The 21,097-nt window shown below is 64.5% G+C and carries 18 protein-coding genes; 2 read left to right on the top strand and 16 right to left on the bottom strand.

The features are described 5' to 3' along the window. Positions 1-213: 213 nt before the first annotated feature. Both G3N59_RS24245 and G3N59_RS24240 read right to left on the bottom strand, forming a co-directional pair. Positions 214-1,035: a family 1 encapsulin nanocompartment shell protein gene (locus tag G3N59_RS24245; protein ID WP_205985346.1), complete on the bottom strand. Its 822-nt coding sequence runs from the start codon at positions 1,033-1,035 to the stop codon at positions 214-216. Further along, complete coding sequence (locus tag G3N59_RS24240) at positions 1,028-2,104, bottom strand: Dyp-type peroxidase (RefSeq protein ID WP_205985345.1); 1,077 nt, start codon at positions 2,102-2,104, stop codon at positions 1,028-1,030. Before G3N59_RS24240 ends, G3N59_RS24245 begins: the two co-directional genes overlap by 8 nt. 245 nt (positions 2,105-2,349) lie before the next feature. Here G3N59_RS24240 and G3N59_RS24235 point away from each other — a divergent pair, with 245 nt between their 5' ends. Further along, the gene (locus G3N59_RS24235; RefSeq protein ID WP_205985344.1) at positions 2,350-2,625 is read left to right on the top strand and encodes a hypothetical protein; all 276 of its coding nucleotides are present in this window, start codon (positions 2,350-2,352) and stop codon (positions 2,623-2,625) included. Between the two features lie 5 nt (positions 2,626-2,630). Here the strand turns inward: G3N59_RS24235 and G3N59_RS24230 are convergent, their stop codons facing one another. The 7 genes from G3N59_RS24230 to G3N59_RS24200 form a co-directional block, all read right to left on the bottom strand. After that, complete coding sequence (locus G3N59_RS24230) at positions 2,631-4,895, bottom strand: VTT domain-containing protein (protein WP_205985343.1); 2,265 nt, start codon at positions 4,893-4,895, stop codon at positions 2,631-2,633. Positions 4,896-5,023: 128 nt separating this feature from the next. Beyond that, the gene (locus G3N59_RS24225; RefSeq protein WP_205985420.1) at positions 5,024-5,959 is read right to left on the bottom strand and encodes an FAD-binding protein; all 936 of its coding nucleotides are present in this window, start codon (positions 5,957-5,959) and stop codon (positions 5,024-5,026) included. Between the two features lie 25 nt (positions 5,960-5,984). Next, complete coding sequence (locus G3N59_RS24220) at positions 5,985-6,734, bottom strand: electron transfer flavoprotein subunit beta/FixA family protein (protein WP_205985342.1); 750 nt, start codon at positions 6,732-6,734, stop codon at positions 5,985-5,987. 42 nt (positions 6,735-6,776) lie between these two features. Further along, positions 6,777-8,003 carry a CaiB/BaiF CoA-transferase family protein gene (locus G3N59_RS24215; RefSeq protein WP_205985341.1) on the bottom strand — a complete coding sequence of 409 codons (1,227 nt, stop codon included), beginning with the start codon at positions 8,001-8,003 and terminating at the stop codon, positions 6,777-6,779. Between the two features lie 93 nt (positions 8,004-8,096). Continuing rightward, positions 8,097-9,239 carry an acyl-CoA dehydrogenase gene (locus tag G3N59_RS24210; RefSeq protein WP_205985340.1) on the bottom strand — a complete coding sequence of 381 codons (1,143 nt, stop codon included), beginning with the start codon at positions 9,237-9,239 and terminating at the stop codon, positions 8,097-8,099. An 11-nt stretch (positions 9,240-9,250) separates the two neighbouring features. After that, positions 9,251-10,447 carry an acyl-CoA dehydrogenase family protein gene (locus G3N59_RS24205; RefSeq protein ID WP_205985339.1) on the bottom strand — a complete coding sequence of 399 codons (1,197 nt, stop codon included), beginning with the start codon at positions 10,445-10,447 and terminating at the stop codon, positions 9,251-9,253. A 57-nt stretch (positions 10,448-10,504) separates the two neighbouring features. Further along, positions 10,505-12,640, bottom strand: coding sequence for a 3-hydroxyacyl-CoA dehydrogenase NAD-binding domain-containing protein (locus tag G3N59_RS24200; RefSeq protein WP_205985338.1), 2,136 nt, complete (start codon positions 12,638-12,640; stop codon positions 10,505-10,507). 182 nt (positions 12,641-12,822) lie between these two features. On the opposite strand from G3N59_RS24200, the gene G3N59_RS24195 reads away from it, so the two are divergent. After that, positions 12,823-13,725, top strand: coding sequence for a LysR family transcriptional regulator (locus tag G3N59_RS24195; protein ID WP_205985337.1), 903 nt, complete (start codon positions 12,823-12,825; stop codon positions 13,723-13,725). Between the two features lie 40 nt (positions 13,726-13,765). Here G3N59_RS24195 and G3N59_RS24190 read toward each other — a convergent pair whose 3' ends face one another. The 7 genes from G3N59_RS24190 to G3N59_RS24160 form a co-directional block, all read right to left on the bottom strand. Beyond that, positions 13,766-14,551, bottom strand: coding sequence for a DUF4397 domain-containing protein (locus G3N59_RS24190; RefSeq protein ID WP_205985336.1), 786 nt, complete (start codon positions 14,549-14,551; stop codon positions 13,766-13,768). A 408-nt stretch (positions 14,552-14,959) separates the two neighbouring features. Next, on the bottom strand, positions 14,960-15,415 hold the full coding sequence (locus G3N59_RS24185; protein WP_205985335.1) for a Na+/H+ antiporter subunit G: 456 nt from the start codon (positions 15,413-15,415) through the stop codon (positions 14,960-14,962). Between the two features lie 24 nt (positions 15,416-15,439). Continuing rightward, the gene (locus tag G3N59_RS24180; protein ID WP_027816980.1) at positions 15,440-15,715 is read right to left on the bottom strand and encodes a K+/H+ antiporter subunit F; all 276 of its coding nucleotides are present in this window, start codon (positions 15,713-15,715) and stop codon (positions 15,440-15,442) included. After that, the gene (locus G3N59_RS24175) at positions 15,709-16,203 is read right to left on the bottom strand and encodes a Na+/H+ antiporter subunit E (protein ID WP_205985334.1); all 495 of its coding nucleotides are present in this window, start codon (positions 16,201-16,203) and stop codon (positions 15,709-15,711) included. Before G3N59_RS24175 ends, G3N59_RS24180 begins: the two co-directional genes overlap by 7 nt. Positions 16,204-16,206: 3 nt before the next feature. Then, the gene (locus tag G3N59_RS24170; protein WP_205985333.1) at positions 16,207-17,832 is read right to left on the bottom strand and encodes a monovalent cation/H+ antiporter subunit D; all 1,626 of its coding nucleotides are present in this window, start codon (positions 17,830-17,832) and stop codon (positions 16,207-16,209) included. Next, positions 17,829-18,188 (bottom strand): Na+/H+ antiporter subunit C, encoded by a 360-nt coding sequence (locus tag G3N59_RS24165; RefSeq protein WP_205985332.1) that lies wholly within the window; start codon positions 18,186-18,188, stop codon positions 17,829-17,831. Before G3N59_RS24165 ends, G3N59_RS24170 begins: the two co-directional genes overlap by 4 nt. After that, positions 18,188-20,989 carry a monovalent cation/H+ antiporter subunit A gene (locus G3N59_RS24160; protein WP_205985331.1) on the bottom strand — a complete coding sequence of 934 codons (2,802 nt, stop codon included), beginning with the start codon at positions 20,987-20,989 and terminating at the stop codon, positions 18,188-18,190. The genes G3N59_RS24165 and G3N59_RS24160 overlap by 1 nt, the downstream gene beginning before the upstream one ends. Positions 20,990-21,097 lie beyond the last annotated feature (108 nt).

The raw sequence follows: 21,097 nt of genomic DNA, 5'->3' as shown, positions 1-21,097 counted from the left end.
AATAGCCAGCGAATGCGGCAGTGAGCGAGGACTCGCTCGCTACCTCGATACTTCGCGATCAGGAAGGGGCGGCAATATAAGAAACGTCCGAATTCGTTACGCAACAAGCCATGAAATTTGCGCACCTCAAAAACAAAAATGCCGTTCAGTCATTCGACTGAACGGCATCAGCGCTAATCAAGCGCTCTTTACCTCTCTACAAGCGAAAGACGCCTATTTGGCCTTCGCTTCCTCGACCTCGCCGGTCACTGCTACCGAAGCCTCAGCAGTCAGCATCATGAACGTGAAGCTCTCCTGCAGATAAAGCCGCACGCTTTTCTCGTCATGCGACGAATAGCCGATCGACACATCCTGGCCGAGATGCAGTGCAAAATCGCCGCCGCGAGTGGTCACGATCGCGCCGCCCTCGATAGCCGGCGCCCACAGAATTTCGCCATTCACGAGCCTGCGAATATGCTCGAGAATCGGATAGCCCTGATCGCTCGCCTCGCTCACCGCCGTATAGGCATCCGAACCCAGCAGCACCGCATACGGCCCATCCACGCCTTGCAAACGCAGTTGCTCGAGCGCGCGCGCGATCACCGCCGGGTAATCGGCGATTTCAGCGGGCAGATGCAGCACCGGGTTCGACGTGCCTTCGCGAATGCCGGTGATCTGCGCGGCCTTGTAGCCGTCGAAAATCGCGCGGTCTTCCGCAAAGGCGAGACGCGTGGCCGCGTCCTTGGCCGGCTGCCAGTCGGAGTCTTCGGCGCCGCGTTCGACATCGTCGATGGCTTCGCGCGAGAGTTCGAACGGCACGCGCAGTTCGACCAGCGCCTTCACTTCGCGCTGGCGCGCGCGGATGCCGTCGAACGGCGCTTCGATACCGTTCTGGTGACCGGTGCCGACGCCCGCGAGATCCGCGCCGCCGGGGCCGCTCACGTCCACGACGCGGCGGCCTGCGAGCGAGCGCTTGAAGGTGCGCGCGACCTCTTCTTCGATCTGCGACCACGCGGCCGTGGAAATGGGCGCGAGTTCGCGATGGAGATTATTCATACCGGGGTGCTCCTTTAAGGGAACCGATGGCGAGCGAGCCGTCCGCGGAAATTGCGGTGGCGGGCTCGGATTCAGTTTGATCGTGGCTGTCCACGTCGATCGTGGGCGCCGCGCCCGGCTCCTGATCCGCGAGCGCTTCGAGCAGCGGCTGCGACGGCACGAAAAACAGCCCGCCGGTCACCGCGCGGCTGAAGTCGAGCAGACGGTCGTAATTGCCCGGCGGCAGGCCGACGAACATGTTCTCCAGCATCTGTTCGATGGGCTGCGGATCGCGCGCATAGCCGATGAAGTAGGTGCCGAATTCACCCTGGCCCGGACGGCCGAACGGCATGTTGTCGCGCAGGATCTTGATCTCGTTGCCCTGGGCGTCGTCGAGCGTGGTGAGCGAGCTATGCGACCAGCTCGGCTTCACGCCTTCGTCGAGTTCGATGTCCTGCAGCTTGGTGCGCCCGATGATGTGTTCCTGCGCCTCCACGGGCAGCGCGTTCCAGCCCTTCATGTCGTGCAGGTACTTCTGCACCAGCACGTAGCTGCCGCCCGCGAATTCGGCGTCTTCATCCTGAATCACCGTGAAATGCACGGCTTCGTTGCCGACCGGGTTTTCCGTGCCGTCGACGAAACCGATCATCGCGCGCATGTCGAAGTTGCGGAAACCGTGCACTTCGTCCACGGTCGTGACCGCGCCTTCGAGGCGCTTCATCAGTTGCGTGGCCAGTTCGAAACAGAGATCGGTCTGATCGGCGCGGATGTGCATCAGGATGTCGCCCGGCGTGGCGATGGCCTTGCGCTCGCCCGAGCCGAATTCGCGAAACGGATGCAGCGCGGCAGGGCGCGGCTCGCCGAACAGCTTGTCCCAGGCGTCGGAGGAAAAGCCCACCACGCACGAGAGATTGCCGCCCGGCACGCGCTTGCCGACCGCGCGCACGAGATTGGCGACGTCTGCGCACCAGGCGCGCACGGCGGCGCGGCTCGTGGCATCTTCGTTGATGGTCGCGACGATGAAAAAGGCGCTGCGCGTAACGGCGCTGGAGACGGACTGCGGTTCCTGCGTGAGTGAGGCCGGCGTCATGATGTGGGGTATCGCTCGAGTAGTCTGCTGAATAGTCTGCTGCGGGGTGCCTGCGCATGTGCGCCCGCGCGGGGCGTGCTCGCACGGGGCTCGCATAGTGTAGCCAAACTCTAAAAAGCAGGCGCTTAAGCGGCAAGCATGGCAAACGCGGTTTGCAGCACGGTGTCACGGCATGGGAGGATAGTCGCCGTGCGGTCTGTTTTTTCCAGAACCAGGGTGAGTGCCGACGCTAGAGGAGACGCACCATGTGGGATCACACCGAGCACGAAGGCTTCGAAATCTGGGTATTGCCGATTCCGGCATTCGGGCCGCGCTCGCCCGAGCCGCTGTTCCACTACAGCGGCTATATCTGCAAGCACGGCGCGGATGCGCATCTGGAAGGGCGCAGCGTGCGCTTTCACGATCTGATGCGCAATTACATCGGCCCCGATGCCGCGCTGGACGCGGCCTATACCGATGCCCGCAAGCGCATCGACCGCTATCACGCTTCAGGCAACTGGGGCGACGGCCCCGAAGGCTGACGCGCTCAGCGTCCGCCCGAGACCACCAGCATCACCGGACGTCCCTCGCATCCCTCGCTGCCCGGCATCGTGATGATGCGCCAGCCGGGCGGTGCGCCGTCTTTCGCGCTGCTGCCGGCGTCGAGGATGAGCGTCGGCTTGTGGTCGACGTAGGTCGTCAGCACATTGAAAGGCCAGGACGCGCGCCGCAGGCGCTCGTGCACCAGCGAGCCCACCCAGATCGGCGTGAGTTCCGGGCCTTGCTGCGCTGCGATGACGGGTTTGGCGTCGCTGGCTCCGCTCGCGTCATTCGCGACGATGGTCGCGGGCGTGACCGCATCGGTCTGTAAAGCGTTGCGCGCGTCCTGCGCCGCCGTCGAGCCCGCGCGCGCGGCCAGCGCATAGCCGGTCGGCCAGAAGCGCAGCACGTCGCGGCGGCTGCCGGGGCGCTGCGGATCGTCGGGGATGTGCACGCGCGCGAACATCAGCGTCGAAGGCAGGCCGTTGTTGAGCTTGGGCAGCAGCGGCAGCGAGAGCGCATCCACGTTCGGCGCGATCAGCGAAAGCACGCTTTTCGCCGATATCTGCTCGCCTTCGCTCCAGCCCGCTTCGTGCAGCGCGGCGCGCAGATCGGCGGCGCTGGCGGCCCACTGGAGCGTCATCGGTTCGCGGCGCTCGCCTTTCATGTCCACGCGGTAGCAGGCGAAATTGCGCCAGAGCGTGTCCGTCCACGTCATCTGCGCGACCACCGTGGGCGTGGCCGTGGCGCTCGACGCGCGCTCCGCCTCGCGTTCGGCTACGCCGCGCTGCAGCACGAACGCGAGCGCCAGCACCGCGAACACGATGGCGGGCATCGCGTTGCGCTCGGAGGGCCGCGCCGGATAGCGCCACAGCGACAGCAGCACGACTGCCGCCACCCAGATCGACGCAAAGGCCGCGCCGCCGATGGCGTCCGAGAACAGGAAGCGGTCGAAATACAGGCCCGCGAACGTAACCGATACGACGATGCCGTTGCCGACCGTCGCGACGATGGCCGCCTCGATCATCTTCACGCGGCGCACCAGCAGGAACATCGTGAAGCCGTAGACGATCACCATCGACGCCACGCGGTCGCTCGGGAACACGTAGGCGCCCACGTGCGCGGCGCCCGGCGAGCCGTGGTGGATCGCGAACCGCAGCAGCAGGATCAGCACCTGCGAAAGCGCCGCCGCCAGCATCCAGTAGGTGATGGTGCGCCAGCGCCGCTCCACGGCCATCCACGCCGTCACGGTCAGCACGAGCGCGGCGAGCGTGTAGTTGCTGCCCAGCGTTTCGACGTGCGCGAGCACGGTGTCCGCCCAGGTCGTGTGGATCGACTGCAGGAACTGGCGCACCGACTGGTCGATCTGCACGAGCGGATCGCCGCGCAGCAGGTTGCCGAGGATGTACGAAAACACCGCCGCGCACAGCGGCACGAGCGCGGTGATGACGAGCACCGCGCCCAGCGCGGGCTGTTTCGGATCGAGCAGGCGCACGAGGCGGCGCGCCGCGGTGCCTTCATGCTGCGACGCCCAGCGCGACACGCCGCGCCGCGAGGCGCTGGCCCAGTTGTCCAGATGTTCCAGCAGGATGTGCGTGAACCGCCAGATCAGCCAGAGCGCGAGCACGATCATGGCGAGGGCGACCACCAGCCGGAACGACACCGCGCCCGCCAGTTGCAGCGACGCGCCGAACACCACGCCCGGCAGGATGTGCGCGGGCGCCCAGACCAGTGCGGACACCACGTTCATCACGAAGAAGCGCCACGGCGCCATGCCGGCCATGCCCGCGACGATGGGCACCACGGCGCGCAGCGGCGCGACGAAACGCGCGAGGATCACGCTGCGCGTGCCGTGGCTCACGAAGTACGCCTGGGCTTTTTCGAGGATCGCCGGATGCTTGCTGAACGGCCAGACGCGCGCGATGGAGTCGCGGTAGCGATGGCCGATCCAGAAGCTCAGCGCGTCGCCGGCCACCGCGCCCGCGATGGCGCAGACGAACAGCCAGCCCAGATTGAGCGTGCCGGTGCCCGCGAAAGCGCCGGCGATGAACATGGCGGTGCTGCCGGGGAAGAACGTGCCGATCAGCGCCAGGGACTCCAGGAAAGCTGCGAGCACCACGAACGCGAGCGTCCAGCCGGGGTAATCGGCGAGCAGGTGCAGCAACTGGACGTAGGCGTGCTCCATCGCGAGGGCGTTTGCTTGGCTGGCGAGTGTGTCGATCAGTGCCGATGGAATGGCGGCGGGCGCAGGCGAGGCTTTGCGCGGTTCCACGCGCAATATAACCGGGTGCGGCGATGTGTGGGCGATGCGGTGTCGGCGCCAATGAAAACGCCCCGCGCGCGTGCGTTCTGCATACGCGGCGGGGCGGGGTTTGCGCGCTTTTGCGCGCGGTGTGGCGTTTAGCCGAGCGCGGCGGCCAGTTCAGGCGTCACGGTGAACAGATCGCCGACGAGGCCGTAATCGGCCACGCTGAAGATCGGCGCTTCTTCGTCCTTGTTGATCGCGACGATGACCTTCGAGTCCTTCATGCCGGCCAGATGCTGGATCGCACCCGAGATGCCCACCGCAACATACAGTTGCGGCGCAACGATCTTGCCGGTTTGACCGACCTGGTAATCGTTCGGCACATAACCAGCATCGACGGCTGCACGCGATGCGCCCAGCGCGGCGTTCAGCTTGTCGGCCAGCGGTTCCAGCACTTGCGTGTAGTTCTCACCGCTACCCAGACCACGGCCACCCGAGACGATGATCTTCGCGCTCGTGAGTTCCGGGCGGTCGAGCTTCGTGACTTCGCGGCCAACGAAGGCTGCCTTGCCGTTGTCGGCTGCAGCTCCGAGCTTTTCGATGGCTGCGCTGCCGCCAACGGCCGCCACTGCGTCGAATGCCGTCGTACGGACCGTGATGACCTTGACCGGATCAGCCGATTGCACCGTCGCAATCGCGTTGCCAGCGTAGATCGGGCGCTCGAACGTGTCCGGCGAATCGACTGCCGTGATGTCGCTGATCTGCGCGACGTCGAGCTTCGCAGCGATACGCGGCGTGACGTTCTTGCCCGCTGCCGTTGCCGGAGCCAGGATGTGCGAGTAGTTCTTCGCGATGGCGAGAACCGTGGCTTCGACGTTCTCGGCCAGACCCTGCGCGAGTTGCGGCGCGTCGGCGAGCAGCACCTTCGAAACGCCAGCGATCTTCGCTGCTGCATCTGCAGCCGCTTGCGCGTTGTGACCTGCGATCAGCACGTGCACGTCGCCGCCGATCTTCTGTGCCGCTGCCACCGTATTCAGCGTGGCGGCCTTGATCGACTGACCGTCGTGTTCAGCGATTACCAGATTAACCAGATTCGTCATTTTCTTCTCGCTCCCCTTACAGCACCTTGGCTTCGGTCTTCAGCTTCTCGACCAGCGTCTTCACGTCCGCGACCTTCACACCTGCGCTGCGCTTGGGCGGCTCGGCAACCTTCAGGGTCTTCAGACGCGGCGTGACGTCCACACCGAGGTCTTCCGGCTTGATCGTTTCCAGCGGCTTCTTCTTCGCCTTCATGATGTTCGGCAGCGTGACGTAGCGCGGCTCGTTCAGGCGCAGGTCCGTCGTGACCACTGCAGGCAGCGTCAGCGAGAGCGTTTCCGCGCCGCCATCGACTTCACGCGCAACCGTCGCCTTGCCGTCTGCCACCGTGATCTTCGAAGCGAACGTCGCTTGCGGCAGATCCGCCAGTGCGGCGAGCATCTGGCCGGTCTGGTTCGAATCGTCGTCAATCGCCTGCTTGCCCAGGATGACGAGCTGCGGCTGTTCCTTGTCGACCAGCGCCTTGAGCAGCTTCGCGACAGCCAGCGGTTGCAGGTCTTCGTTCGACTCGATCAGGATCGCGCGATCCGCGCCGATCGCCAGCGCCGTGCGCAGCGTTTCCTGAGCCTGCGTCACGCCTGCGGACACAGCAATCACTTCCGTCGCCACACCCGCTTCCTTCAGACGCACCGCTTCTTCAACAGCGATTTCGTCGAACGGGTTCATCGACATTTTCACGTTCGCGATGTCGACGCCCGTGCCATCCGACTTCACACGAACCTTCACGTTGTAATCGACTACGCGCTTGACGGGTACCAGAATCTTCACAACACGCCTCCTGATCCAACAGGTTTTAAATCGGTTAAATAATCAAATGACGCCTTTGTTCTTCAACTGCGCAAGCTGATCGTCCGAGTAACCGAGCGTTTCAGCCAGCACTTCGCGCGTGCCTTCGCCCAGTTGCGGCGGCGCGCGGCGCACCGGCATGCGTTCGCCGTCGAAGCGCCAGGGCGGCGCGAGCACGGGCGTCGTGCCGCTTTCCGTATGCGGATGCGCTTGTTGCGTAACGAGCCCCGCTTCGGTCGCGCGCGGCGACAGCAGCGCTTCGCGCAAGCCCGCGACTTCGCCGCACGGAATGCCCGCGCCCGCGAGGCGTTCGAGCAGCAGCTTGCGCGGACGGCTGGCGAGTTCGCGCGTGAGTTCGGGCAACAGCACCGCGCGATTCTGCGAGCGCAGAATATTGGTCTTGTAGCGCGCATCGTCGGCGAGATCGGGGCGCTCGAGCACTTCGCGCGCGAAACGCTCGAACTGACTGTTATTGCCGACCGTAATGACAAGCGGGCCATCTGCCGCATCGAACACGCCATAAGGCACGATGGACGGATGCGCGTTGCCATAGCGCGGCGGATCTTCGCCCATCACGAGCGCTTCCAGCCCGTAGTACGACGTGATCATCAGACCGCAGTCGAAAAGCGCCATTTCGACGTGACGTCCACGCCCGGTGCGTTCGCGCTCGAACAGCGCCGCGAGCATCGCCTGCGCGGAATACATGCCGGTAAACAGATCGACGGCGGCCACGCCGAATTTCAGCGGCGGCTGATTGGCGTCGCCATTCAGCGCCATCAAACCGGCTTCGCCTTGCACCACGAGATCGTAGCCCGGACGTTTTGCTTCGGGCCCCGAACGGTCATAGCCCGAGATCGAGCAATAAACCAGACGCGGATTCTCCGCGCTCAATTGCGCGTAGCCGAGCCCGAGTTTTTCCGCGCCGCCGAACTTGAAGTTCTGCACCACGACATCGCAGGTTTTGGCCAGATCGCGCGCGATCTGCTGGCCTTCGGGCGTTTGCAGATCGAGCGTGATCGAGCGCTTGTTGCGGTTCACGCTGTTGAAATACGCGGTCTCGGTCTGGCCGATACGCAGGCCCCAATCGCGCGTATCGTCGCCGCGATCGGGATGCTCGACCTTGATGACTTCCGCGCCCAGATCGCCGAGCACCATTGCGCTCCACGGCCCCGCGAGAATGCGCGAGAGATCGAGCACGCGTATGCCCGCGAGCGGCAGGCCGCTTTGCCCGCCCTTGTTTTCCGACTGCATCAGCAGGCACTCCTGAATCGTTATGTATGGAAGGCCGCGCGTGAGCATGAAGCTGGCGCGCGCCTTCGCATCGTCGTGCTCAGTACGCCAGGTTCATGCCGTTGCAGCGGCGTTTTCCAGTGCGATATAGCGCGCGAGATGATGATCCTCGTCGCCGAGTTGATGATCGATCATCACGAGCCGCTTGGCGTAATGCGCGAGCGGCAGCTCCCACGTCATGCCGATGCCGCCATGCAGCTGGATCGCTTCTTCGGCCACGCGCGCGCCAATCCGCCCGATCGTGTACTTCGCGGCCGAGAGCGCGCGTTCGCGCTGCACGCGCGGCGCATCGACGGCGGCGGCCGCGTTGATCACGGCTGAACGCGCCTGTTCGATTTCGAGCAGCAGATCGGCCATGCGATGCTGCAAGGCCTGGAAGCTGCCGAGCGGCAGACCGAACTGCTTGCGCGTGCGCAGATATTCGAGCGTGAAATCGCGCGTGACGTCCATCGCGCCGAGCGCTTCCGCGGCGAGCGCGATCAGGCCGTAACCGCGCGCATATTCGAGCGTGGCGAAGCCGCTGCCCGTTGCGCCGAGCAGCGCCTCCGCGCCAATCGATACGTTGTCGAGCGTGACTTCCGCCGCGCGTCCGCCGTCGATCTTGCGATAGCCGCGCACGCTCACACCCGCTGCATCGCGCGGCACGAGAAAGAGCGAAATGCCGCTTTCGTCGAATTCGCTGCCCGAGGTGCGCGCCGAAACGAGCCATACATCGGCATGTTCGGCGTGCTGCACGACGCCTTTCGCGCCATGCAGCAGCCAGCCGTCGCCGTTCTTTTCGGCACGCGTGGCGACGCGCGACGCTTCGTAATGCGAGCCCGGTTCGTCGTGCGCGAGCGCGGCGATCTGCGAGCCGTCGATCAGCGCTGCAATCCGCGCGCGCTGCGCTTCGTTGCCGGCATGCGCGAGCGCACGGCCCACCATCAGCGTATCGAGAAACGGCTCGACCACGAGCCCGCGCCCGAGCGCTTCGAACACCACGGCCACGTCGAAACCCTGGCCGCCGAAACCGCCATCGGCCTCGTCGAACAGCGCGCCGATCACGCCGAGTTCCGCGAAACGGCCCCACAAATCCGCGCTAAAACCTTCACTGGAGCGCGCGATTTTATCGCGCGTTTCGAAACCATACTGCTCGGCGATGAAACGATTGAGCGTATCCGCGAGCATGCGGCGGTCTTCGGTGTGCTGGAAATTCATCGCAAGACCTCTTAAAGACCGAGAATCATCTTGGAGATGATGTTCTTCTGGATTTCGTTGGAGCCGCCGAAAATCGACAGCTTGCGGTTATTGAAGTAGAGCGCGGCGGCGCTGGCGGCTTCGTCGGGGCCGATTGCGGCTTCGGCATAGCCTTCCTGCAGCGCGTCTTCAATAAACGGCGCGGCGTACGGGCCCATCGCGCGGCGCAGCAGCGAAGAAATTTCCTGGCGGATTTCCGTGCCGCGAATCTTCAGCATCGAGCTTTCCGCGCCCGGCACGCCGCCGCCCGCCACGGCCGCGATCACGCGCAGATTCGTGGTCTTCATGTTTTCCAGATCGATCTCGACTTTGGCGAGGCGCGCGGCGAACTGCGGGTCCTGCGCGAGCGGCTTGCCATTGCGCGTGACCTTTTGCGCGGCCTGCTTCAGACGCGCGAGCGCCGCCACCGAAAAGCCCACGCCCGCGATATTGGTGCGCTCGTAAGTCAGCAGATATTTCGCGTAAGTCCAGCCCTTGTTCTCTTCGCCGACGAGGTTTTCCACCGGCACGCGTACATCGGTGAAAAAGACTTCGTTGACTTCATGCTCGCCGTCGAGCGTGATGATCGGGCGCACTTCGATACCCGGCGTATTCATGTCGATCAGCAGAAAGCTGATGCCTTCCTGCTTGCGCACATCGGTGGCGGTGCGCACGAGGCAGAAAATCATGTTCGCGTAGTGGCCGAGCGTGGTCCAGGTTTTCTGGCCGTTCACGACATAGTGATCGCCCTGACGCACGGCGGTGGTGCGCACCGCCGCGAGATCCGAACCCGCGCCCGGTTCCGAATAACCCTGGCACCACCAGTCCGAGCCATCGAGAATACGCGGCAGCCAGTGGCGTTTTTGCGCTTCGTTGCCGTACTTGATCAGCACCGGCCCGAGCATGTTCAGGCCGAACGGCACGATACGTGGCGCCGCGGCAATCGCGCATTCGTTTTCGAAGATGAACTTCTGCACGGCGCTCCAGCCCGGGCCGCCGTATTGCTGCGGCCAGTGATTGGCGAGCCAGCCTTTCTCATTGAGGATTGCGTGCCATTGCGCCATGTCGTCGCGCGTGAGGTGCTGGCCGTTGCGCACCTTGCTGGCGATGCGCTGCGGCAGGCGCTCGCGCAGGAAGTCGAGCACTTCGCTGCGGAAGGCTTCTTCTTCGGCGGTAAATTTAAGGTCCATGTCCGGCTATTTCCTTTTTAGTTGCGCGCGCAATCAAGTCAGCGATCAATTCAGCAATCAAAGCGGCTGATTGAGGCTGGCGAAATTCGCCCCGCGTTCCACCAGTTCCACCAGCAGCGGCGACGGCTTCCAGAACAGCGGGTCTTCCTTCGCGAATTCGCGGATATCGGCGAGCACGTTCGCGAGGCCCACGGTATCGGCGTAATGCATCGGGCCGCCGCGATGACGCGGGAAGCCATAGCCGTACAGGAAGGTCACATCCACATCGAGCGGGCGTAGCGCGATCTTTTCGTGCACGACATTGGCGCCTTCGTTGATCATCGCGGCCATGTAGCGGCGCATGATCTGCTCGCTCGTGAAGCTGCGCGGCTCGATGCCGGCGCGTTCGCGCTCGGTGCGAACGATCGCTTCCACTTCCGGGTCGGGCGTGCCGACGCGCGCGCCATCGGGATACAGATAGAAACCGCGCCCGGTCTTCTGGCCGAACCAGCCGCGCTCGCACAGGCGGTCGGCGATCTGCACGTAACGCGCTTTGGGATCGCGCGTGGCGGCGCGGCGTTTGCGCGTGGCCCAGCCGATATCGCCGCCCGCAAGATCGACCACTTGATACGGGCCCATCGGATAGCCGAATTCGCGCACGGCCTTGTCGATCTGATACGGCGAGGCGCCGTCTTCCATCAGATGATCGGCGGCGGTGCGATACACGGCCAGTACGCGATTGCCGATAAAACCATCGCACACGCCCGCGCGCACCGGCACCTTGCGCAGCTTTTTCGCGAGCTCGAAGGCGGTGGCCACGACATCGGCGCTGACCTGCTTCGGCACCACGACTTCCAGCAGCTTCATGATGTTGGCGGGCGAGAAGAAGTGCAGGCCGATCACGTCCTGCGGGCGCTTCACGCTGTTGGCAATGGCGTCGATGTCGAGATACGAGGTGTTGGTCGCGAGCACGGCGCCGGACTTGCAGACGCGGTCGAGTTCCGCGAACACGGCCTGCTTGACGCCCATCTCTTCGAACACGGCTTCGATCACCAGATCGACCTGCGCGAGCGCGTCGTACGAGGTGCTGCCGCTCAAGCGCGCGAGAATCGCGGCCTTGGCTTCGGGCGTCATGCGGCCTTTCGCGATCAGGCCGTCGTAGACCTTTTCCACGTGAGCGCGCCCGCGTGCGAGCGAGGCGTCGTCGCGCTCGATCATCGTCACGGGCAGGCCTGCGTCGAGCACGGCCACGGCGATGCCCGCGCCCATCGTGCCACCGCCCACCACGCCGACGGTTTCGATGGCGCGCGGTTTTGCGGTCTTCGCCTCCGGCGTTTTCTGCACTTCGCGCTCGGCGAAAAAGGCGTGCACGAGCCCGGCGCGCTGCGGGCTGTCGAGACATTCCACGAACAGCTTGCGCTCGGTGCGCTGGCCTTCCTCGAACGACTGATCGAGCGCGGCCTGCACGCAATCGACGATCTTCAGCGGCGAGAACAGGCCGCGCGATTTTTTCGTGGTGTCGGCGCGCGCGGCGTCGATGGCGGCTTGCGCGGCGGCGCGCTCGGCCAGACCTTGCGCATCGCGCGTGCGGCGCACGGGCGCGTGCGCGGCCAGCAGTTCCTGCGCGTAGGCGAGACCTTCGGCGAGCACGTCGTCGCTCGAACCCACGCGATCGACGAGGCCCAGCTTGAGCGCTTCCTGCGCGCCGATATGCTTGCCGCTCAACATCAGCGAGAGCGCGGCTTCTGCGCCGATCAGGCGCGGCGCGCGCTGCGTGCCGCCTGCGCCGGGCAGCAGACCCAGTTGCACTTCGGGCAGGCCGAGCTTCGCGCCCGCCACCGCCAGGCGATAGTGCGACGCGAGCGCGATTTCCAGGCCGCCGCCCAGCGCCGCGCCGTGAATCGCCGCGATCACGGGCTTGTGGCTGGCTTCGATGCGGTTGCAGACGTCCGGCAGCGCGGGCGACTGCGGCGGTTTGCCGAACTCGCGGATATCCGCACCGGCGATAAAGTTGCGCCCCGCGCCGACGATCAGCACGGCCTGCACAGCCGCATCGGCTTCGGCGTGCTCGATGGCGGCGGCGAGGCCGCGGCGCACATCGACGCCCAGCGCGTTGACGGGCGGATTGTCCACGGTAACGAGCAGCACCTTGCCGCGCAGTTCGTGCGTGACGGGCGAGGCGGAATGCGGGGATGCGGCCGTGTCGAGTGCCATGAAGCGTGTCTCCAGATAGTGGGCCAGCCGGATGGGTCCGGGCGGCGGTTATCCAATCATGGACTTCATTGTGTGGATGCCAAGGTTTATTGACAATCCCATGGTTCGTTGACATGCTGTCAAAGAATTTTTGACAATGAACCGATGTTTGGCGCTGTGTGGCCGATTTGCCGGGTGGAACCGTGGACGTCAATGCGCTGACCTTGCTGGTGGAAATCCTCGATGCGGGCAATCTGAGCGAGGCGGCGCGCCGTCTCAAGATGAGCCGCGCGAACGTGAGCTATCACCTCAATCACCTGGAAAAGTCGATCGGCCTGCAACTGGTGCGGCGCACCACGCGCCGCGTCGAGCCCACCGAAATCGGCCTGAAGCTCTATGAGCACGGCCGCACGATCCAGAATGCGCTGCTGGCCGCGCACGAATCGGTGTCCACTCTCGGGCAGAGTCTGCAAGGGCGCGTGCGGCTTTCCGTGCCCAGCGGCTATGGGCAACTGGTGATGTCGGACTGGCTGATCCGCTTCAAGCGGCTGTATCCGGGCATCGTGCTCGACGTGATGTTCGAAAATCGCGTCGAAGATCTGTTGCGCGATGAAGTCGATATCGCCGTGCGCGTGATGCACGAGCCGCCGCAGAACCTGGTGGCGCGCGATATGGGGCCGGTGAAGTACATCGCCTGCGCGTCGGCGCAATGGGCGGCGCAGCATGGCATGCCGGAAACGCTCGAAGATCTGGCGAAAGCGCCGCTCATTACCGCAACGGTGGTGGGGCGGCAATTGCGCCTGGCGGCCTATCTGAACGAGGAGCGCCACGAAGTATTGCTGGAGCCGTCGATTATTTCGGAGAACTTCCTGTTCCTGCGGCAATCGATTCTGGCGGGCCTGGGCGTGGGTATCGTGCCCGATTACGTCGTGCACGACGACATGCGCGCGGGGCAGGTGGTGACTTCGCTCGATGGGTGGCGCCTGAGCATTTTCGGCACGCATATGTACATGCTCTATATGCCCAACCGGCATCACACGCGCGCGGCGTCCACCTTTATCGATTTCGTGCTGGCCGAAGCGCAAAAAACGGGGCGCGGGGCGTGAAATCGCCCTTTGCCCCGCGTGTTTTCCGCCTGAAGCGCGCTTACTGACCCGTCAACTGGTTCGTCAACTCCAGCGCCGGTTGCGAGGTATTCCCGCCTTGCGCGACCAGCAGGTGAATCTGCCCAACGGCGAGTTGCGAAAGCGTGCCGGAGATCGGCACCGAGGTAATCAGCCAGTCGGCATTATTGCCCAGGCTGAACGAGGCGGACTGGAAGATCGCCGTCTTCGAGCCTGCTACCGTCGCAATCGCCACGTAGGTGCCGCCGTTCAGATAATTCGAATCCTGGCCGCTGGCCGGCACGGCGTTCTTGAAAGCGACGCCTGCCATGGTCGGCGAAACGGTCGAGATATCCGTATTGGGCGCGACGATATAGATATCGAGGTTCTGCGCATTCACCGTGGCATTGAAGGCCCGCACGCGTGCGCTATTGGACAGCAGACCCTTGTCGAACGGATCGTCGATCAAACCAATATCGCCGCCCGATAATGCGGGCAACGCCAGCACCGTGTATTCGTGGCCTTTGGCGACATCAGGGAAATTACCGCTGGCGATGGCCGTGGTCGTACCGGTGCTCGCATAGGACACGTTGGTGCTACCCGTGTTGATATTCGCGAAGTTCGTGACCTGCTTGTACGCGATATTGGTTTGCAGTGCGCTGCCGTTGACCAGGAAGTCCACGTTCGAGCTGCCGGGCAGGGCGTGCACGAAATGGATTTCGGGGTTTTGCAGGCCCAGTTCCTTGCCTACGTCATTGCCGCCGCCGCCGCAGGCGGTCAATAGTGCTGCCGCGCTTGCGAGCACGGCCAAAGTGCGAATTGTCTTCATCTCATCCACCTCATCGAGTCTCGGTTATGGCTGTCGAAGTCGCGCGCTCTTTTGTGTGCTGCATTGTCTGCAGCGAATTCTCGCGCGCGTTGTTTTATTTCTGATGGTGCCGTTTTGCGTTTCATCGCCACGCCGGAATTGGGTGAACGAAATGGCATGCAGGCGAGCGAACTCAGCAATCGGTGTGCCGCTGCGTGGCTTGCGCGCAAGCGAAGTCGTAACGAGGCGTAAGCGGCAAGCGCCGAAGGCATGCTGCACGGCGTCGCGCGCGTGCCCGCATCGATGGAAGATTTAAAGCGAAATATCTGGAACGCGATTTAAAGAGGCTTTAAACGCGCTTTAAGTGTGCTGCGAGAAGAAGCGATTGAGGTTGCTTTTACAACGGGACTGCACGGCTTTGACGTGCGCTCAGTCGTCCTGAGGCGGCTTTTGCGCCGGGCGCACGTTTTGCGCAAGCGCATCGGATGCGCCGTGTGCGTCGTCGCCGTTGTGGCCTTCCGGCTCGCGCGTGTCGCCGTGTTCGGCGCACGCGCCGGTGACGGGCGGGCGTCCGCGTGTGGCGCCCGTCAACGGTACGCGTTGCTGGATGCCGGCTTTCGCGAGCATATGCGCGCTAATGGGCGCGGTGAGAAAGAGAAAAGCGGGAATCAGCAGTTCATGCAGGCTTGCGTAGTTGTTTTGCGTGCTGAAGTAGATCACCGAGGCGAGCACAATCCCGCCCACGCCGAGCGTGGTCGACTTGGTCGGGCCGTGCAGGCGCATGAAAAAATCGGGCAGGCGAAAAAGCCCGATCGCGCCGATCAGCGTAAACAGGCTGCCCACGAGCAGCAGCACGGACACGATCGCTTCAACGGCGGTTTGCATCGGCTTGCCTCCTGATGGCGTGCTTCAGTTGAGTTCGATGATGTCGCCGCGCTGCAGGTATTTCGTGAGCGCAACCGTGCCTACGAAACCCATTACGGCGATCAGCAAGGCGGCTTCGAAAAATACCGTCGAGCGCAGGCTGATGCCGTACACCACGATCAGCGCAATGGCGTTGATATTGAGCGTGTCCAGCGCGACGATGCGATCGGGCAGCGAAGGCCCGCGCACGAGGCGCGCGAGCGTGAGCAGAAACGCGACGCCAAGGATCGCGAACGAGACAGGAATCACGATGGCTAGCATGCGAATATCTCCAGCAAAGGGGCTTCGTAGCGCGACTTGATCGACGCGACCAGGGCGGCTTCATCCGCGAGATCGAGCACGTGCACGATCAGGCGCGTGCGATCGTCGCTGAGTTCGGCGCAGAGTGTGCCGGGGCTCAGCGACACGATGCTGATCAGCGCCGTGAGCGCGATTTCGTGCGTGCTGTCGAGCGGCACTTCGATAAACGCGGGCCGCAGGCGTTGGGTGGGACCGAGCACCAGCAGCGCGACTTCCACATTGGCGACGACGATGTCGATCAGCACGTGCCCAAAGAGACGCAGCAGCAGCCACGGCCGCCCGAAGCGCACGGGCGCGAGCCACAGCCCCTCGCCGACGCAAAACGCAATGACGATACCGAGCACCGCGCCGAGCAGCAGATTGCCCGGCGAGACGTCGTTCATCAGCAATACCCAGCAGACCAGCAGCACGACGCTGAGCCAGGGATGCGGAAAGAGCCGTTTGAGCATGCGTCAGCTCCCGTTCGTTGCAGGCAGGATCGCGTGCACGTAGGCGGCGCGGTCGAACAGCTGCGCGGCGGTGGCGTCCAGATACTGGCGCAGCGATCCCGCGCCCAGCGTCGCGGCGGCCACGCAGCCGAGCAGCAGCGCGCAGGCCGCCAGTTTCGCCGAACTGCCGCGCGGCGCACGGGCGGGTGCGCTGGCTTCGGCGCGCGCTGCCGGTTCGGCCCACAGCAGGCGCGTGCCCGTGCGGCTCAAGGCGACGATCAGCAGCAGGCTGGAGAGCAGCACGGCGGGCCACAGCACTACGGCTTCGCTCATCGGCGTGGCGGAGAGCACCATCGCCTTGCCGATAAAGCCGGAAAGCGGCGGCAGGCCCGCTGCGCCCACGGCGGCAATCAGATACAGCATCCCGGCGATATTCGAAGGCCAGGGCGCGAAAGCCGCTTTCGCGCGCGAGGCGGCTACGCCATCGGATTCGGGCGAGATCGCGGCGGCGGCGGTGTCGTCGAGGGCTTCGAGCGAGGCGGGCTCCAGCGCTTCATGGCCGGCGGTGTGCGCTGCCGCGATGGCTTCCGGTTCGAGCGTATCGGCGAGCAGGAACAGCGCGGCCGAACAGAGCGTCGTGCTGATCAAGTAGTAGAGCACCGCGCTCCACGCGAGCGGCGATTGCTGCGTGATGGCGGCAATCAGCAGACCCACGGAAACCAGCACCAGATAGCCGGTGGTCGTTTTCAGACTCGATACGGCCAGCGCGCCCAGCGCACCGAAGGCGATTGTCGCGATGGCCATCCACCACGCCCAGTCGCGCATAAACGAATCGAGCACGCTGCCCGTGCCGATGCCGAACACCAGCGCATCGCAACGCAGCATCGCGTAGATGCCGACCTTCGTCATGATCGCGAATAGCGCCGCCACCGGGCCGATTGCGCTGCGGTACGCCTGCGGCAGCCAGAACGACATCGGAAACACGGCGGCCTTGAGGCCGAATACCAGCATCAGCGTGGCGCCTGCGAAGCGCGCGAGCGGCAGCATGCCCGGGTCCAGATGCGCGAGGCGTTCGCCCATATCGGCCATGTTCAGCGTGCCGGCGATGCCGTACAGCACGCCCAGCGCGATAAGAAAGAACGACGATCCCACCAGGTTCATCAGCAGATAATGCAGGCCGTTGCGCACGCGTCGCGCGCCGCCGCCATGCAGCAGCAGCGCATAGGACGCGATCAGCAGCAGTTCGAAGAACACGAACAGGTTGAACAGGTCGCCCGCGAGAAAGGCGCCGTTCAGGCCCATCAATTCGAACTGGAAGAGCGCGCGGAAATAACGGCCGCGCCGCGCGTCGGCGCTCGAGGTGCCCAGCAGGCAGCAGCAGGCGAGCACGGCGGTGAGCAGTAGCATCAGCGCGCCCAGGCGGTCGAGCTGAAGCACGATGCCGAATGGCGCGCGCCAGCCGCCGAGCGCGTAACTGGCGATCTCGCCTTGCGCGGCGTGCGCGGTCAACAGGGCCGCGACGGGCAGCAGCGCGATGATCGCCACCGCGTTGATCGCGCGCTGCAGACGCTTGGCCCGTACCGGCAGCGCCACGATGGCGCCGGCCGCGAAAAGCGGGATCAGGATGGGAAGCAGAAGGGCGTGATTCATGCGCCGCGCGTCTCCTGACCGGTGACGTTGGGCGTGCTGGCTTCGCCGTTCACGTGGTCGCTGCCGGTGATGGCGAGCGAGCGCAGCGCGAGCACGACCGTGAACGCCGTCATCGCAAAGCCGATCACGATGGCCGTGAGCACGAGCGCCTGCGGCACGGGATCGGCGTATTGCGCGCCGGGGGCGATCACGGGCGGCTGGCCTGTCGTGAGCCGTCCCATGCCCAGCAGGAACAGATTGATCGCATAGGAAAACAGCGTGATGCCGAGAATCACAGGGAACACACGCGCGCACAGCAGCAGATAGATGCCGCTGGCGCACAGCACTCCGATAGCGGCGGCGAAGGCGGCTTCCATCAGCTTTTCTCCACGGATTGCATGTCCTTGTCGCGCACGCCCAGGTGCGAAACGATCGTAAGCGTCGTGCCTACCACCGCGCCCAGCACGCCCAGATCGAAGAGCATTGCCGTGCTCAATTCGATTTCGCCGATCAGCGGCAGATGGAAATGCCCGAACGCGCTGGTGAGAAACGGATAGCCGAATGCGAGGCTGCCCAGACCCGTTGCGGCCGCAACGAGTAGACCGAGACCGGCGAGCGCGCGGTAATTGAGGCGGATGCGCGATTCGGTCCAGAGCACGCCGCTCGCCACGTACTGAAGCAGCAGCGCGATGGACACGATCAGCGAAGCGATAAAACCGCCGCCCGGCAGATTGTGGCCGCGCAGAAAGACGAATACGGCGACGAGCATCGTGAGCGGCAACATCAGCCGCGCGAGAATCGCCAGCAGCAGCGGATGCGATTGCGACGACCACGGCAAACCGCCCGGCCCCGTGCCCGGCGCTTTCAGGCGCAGGCCGCGCAATAGCGCCTTGACCGCGAGGCCCGCGACCACCAGCACGCTCACTTCGACCATGGTGTCGAAGCCGCGAAAATCGACGAGGATCACGTTCACCACGTTATGACCGCCGCTGCCCGGCAACGCGTTCGCGAGGAAGTACGGCGCGATGCCTTGTGCGGGTTCGCGCGTCATCACTTCGTAGGCCACGCTGCCGAGCAACCCGCCGCCCGCGAGCGCAAGCAGGCCGTTGCGCAGACGCGCGGGAATCGGCTCGATCACGGTTTGCAGATTGGGCAGGAAGTAGATCGCCAGCACGAGCAGCAGCACCGTGACGACTTCGACGCTCACTTGCGTGAGCGCGAGATCGGGCGCGGAAAAGCGCGCGAACGCCAGCGTCACGAGCAAGCCGCAGGTGCTCAGCATCACCAGCGCATAGAGCGTGTGCTGGCGCACCAGCACCACGCCCACCGCGAGCAGCGCCATCAGCACGAGGCCGCTGAGCGTGAGTGCATCGACGGGCAGGCGCGGCAGTGTTCCGCCCCACGCGCCCAGCGCGAAGAAATACGCGCCAGGTACGATCAGCATCGCGGCGATCATCCACGACAGATAGGCGGGCAGCGAACGCGTTTCGAAGACGCGCACGATCACTGCGGCGCCTTTTTCGAGGCGCTGCACGAGTTGATCGAAGCCTTCGCTGGCGTTCATATCGGAAAGCATCGAGCGATGATGGCGGAAGGCGTCGCGGCGCAGGAAGAACAGCGCGCCGCCCGCCACGAACGACACCACGCTCATGATCAGCGGCGTGTTGATGCCGTGCCAGATGCTCAGGCTGTACTCGGGCAGCTTGCCGCCCAGCGTGAACCACGCCGCCGACGCCAGCAGGCGGCCGATCGTATGCTGCGGAAACAGGCCGATCAGCAGACAGATCACCACGAGGATTTCGACCGGCAGCTTCATGAAGCGCGGCGGTTCGTGCGGCGGATAGTGGGGCAGGTCGTGCGGCGTCGCGCCGTCGAAGAACACGCCCCAGACGAAGCGCAGCGAATAGGCCACGGAGAGCGCCGCGGCCGCAATCGCGACCACCGGAATCGCCCAGTTGAATGGGCCGAACATGCCTTGTGCCAGCGTCTCGCCGAAGAACATTTCCTTCGATAGAAAGCCGTTGAGCAGCGGCACGCCCGCCATCGCCAGCGAGGCGACGCTCGCCAGCACGGCCGTGTGCGGCATGGTTTTGCGCAGGCCGCGTAGACGTCCGAGATCGCGCGTGCCGGTTTCGTGATCGATGATGCCGGCGGCCATGAACAGCGAAGCCTTGAACACCGCATGATTGACGGTGTGAAAGAGCGCGGCGACGGTGGAGAGTTGCGTGTCGAGACCGAACAGCAGCACGATCAGGCCGAGATGGCTGATCGTCGAATACGCCAGCAGGCCTTTGAGATCGCGCTGGAACAAGGCCATCGACGCGCCGCCGACCAGTGTGACGAGACCGGCGAGCGTGGCGGTATAGGTCCAGAGATGCGTGCCTTCGAAGATCGGATAGAGGCGCGCGAGCAGGAAGATACCGGCTTTCACCATCGTCGCCGAATGCAGGTAGGACGAAACCGGCGTGGGCGCGGACATCGCGTGCGGCAGCCAGAGGTGAAACGGAAATTGCGCCGACTTCGTAAACGCCGCGAATAGCGTCAGCAGCAGAATGGCCGGATAAAGCGGATCATGCTGGATTTTGGGCGCCTGCGCGAGCACATCGTTGAGTTCATAGCTGCCGCAGACATGGCCGATCAGCAGCACGGCGGCCAGCAGCGCCAGCCCGCCTGCGCCCGTGATGGTGAGCGCCATGCGCGCGCCGCGCCGCGCATCGGGCCGCGACGGCCAGAAGCCGATCAGCAGGAACGACACCAGACTCGTCAGTTCCCAGAAAATCACGAGCAGCAGCAGATTGTTCGCGAGCACCACGCCGAGCATCGCGCCCATGAACAGCAGAAGCAGCAGATAAAGCCGCGGCAATGCATCGTTGCCCGCGAGGTAGTAGCGCGCGTAGATAAACACCAGCAGGCCGATGGCGAGCACCAGCAGCGCGAACATGAAGGAGAGGCCGTCCAGACGCAGCGAAAGCGCGAGGCCGATGTCGGGCACCCATTCGTGCCGCCACTGCATGACGCCGAAGGTGGCCATGCCCACGCGTTCGCTCAGCAGCAGACCCAGACCGAATAGAGCGGCTGCGAAGGCGATCCAGGTCGACAGCGCACGCAGGCGATGGGCCGTGAGCGCGACCAGCGCCGCAGCGATAAACGGAAGGACGACCAGCCACCCCAATGCCATTCGATGCTCTCCGGGAATTCGACCGCGTGTGTCTGGACGATGCGGGTCGCTTGCCCGGCGCGTTGGCCGGCCGACCGCAGATCACGATCATAGCCGCAAACGGGGACG

It is taken from the genome of Paraburkholderia sp. Ac-20340 (assembly GCF_017104965.1).
GTDB lineage: Bacteria > Pseudomonadota > Gammaproteobacteria > Burkholderiales > Burkholderiaceae > Paraburkholderia.
This window is presented reverse-complemented; position numbering and strand designations above follow the sequence as displayed.

What these genes read in the sequence shown, in the direction of transcription:
- G3N59_RS24245 (WP_205985346.1), bottom strand. Translation starts at nt 1,035, where the DNA reads ATGAATAATCTCCATCGCGAACTCGCGCCCATTTCCACGGCCGCGTGG.
- G3N59_RS24240 (WP_205985345.1), bottom strand. Translation starts at nt 2,104, where the DNA reads ATGACGCCGGCCTCACTCACGCAGGAACCGCAGTCCGTCTCCAGCGCC.
- G3N59_RS24235 (WP_205985344.1), top strand. Translation starts at nt 2,350, where the DNA reads ATGTGGGATCACACCGAGCACGAAGGCTTCGAAATCTGGGTATTGCCG.
- G3N59_RS24215 (WP_205985341.1), bottom strand. Translation starts at nt 8,003, where the DNA reads ATGCAGTCGGAAAACAAGGGCGGGCAAAGCGGCCTGCCGCTCGCGGGC.
- G3N59_RS24210 (WP_205985340.1), bottom strand. Translation starts at nt 9,239, where the DNA reads ATGAATTTCCAGCACACCGAAGACCGCCGCATGCTCGCGGATACGCTC.
- G3N59_RS24205 (WP_205985339.1), bottom strand. Translation starts at nt 10,447, where the DNA reads ATGGACCTTAAATTTACCGCCGAAGAAGAAGCCTTCCGCAGCGAAGTG.
- G3N59_RS24200 (WP_205985338.1), bottom strand. Translation starts at nt 12,640, where the DNA reads ATGGCACTCGACACGGCCGCATCCCCGCATTCCGCCTCGCCCGTCACG.
- G3N59_RS24190 (WP_205985336.1), bottom strand. Translation starts at nt 14,551, where the DNA reads ATGAAGACAATTCGCACTTTGGCCGTGCTCGCAAGCGCGGCAGCACTA.
- G3N59_RS24185 (WP_205985335.1), bottom strand. Translation starts at nt 15,415, where the DNA reads ATGCAAACCGCCGTTGAAGCGATCGTGTCCGTGCTGCTGCTCGTGGGC.
- G3N59_RS24180 (WP_027816980.1), bottom strand. Translation starts at nt 15,715, where the DNA reads ATGCTAGCCATCGTGATTCCTGTCTCGTTCGCGATCCTTGGCGTCGCG.
- G3N59_RS24175 (WP_205985334.1), bottom strand. Translation starts at nt 16,203, where the DNA reads ATGCTCAAACGGCTCTTTCCGCATCCCTGGCTCAGCGTCGTGCTGCTG.
- G3N59_RS24170 (WP_205985333.1), bottom strand. Translation starts at nt 17,832, where the DNA reads ATGAATCACGCCCTTCTGCTTCCCATCCTGATCCCGCTTTTCGCGGCC.
- G3N59_RS24165 (WP_205985332.1), bottom strand. Translation starts at nt 18,188, where the DNA reads ATGGAAGCCGCCTTCGCCGCCGCTATCGGAGTGCTGTGCGCCAGCGGC.
- G3N59_RS24160 (WP_205985331.1), bottom strand. Translation starts at nt 20,989, where the DNA reads ATGGCATTGGGGTGGCTGGTCGTCCTTCCGTTTATCGCTGCGGCGCTG.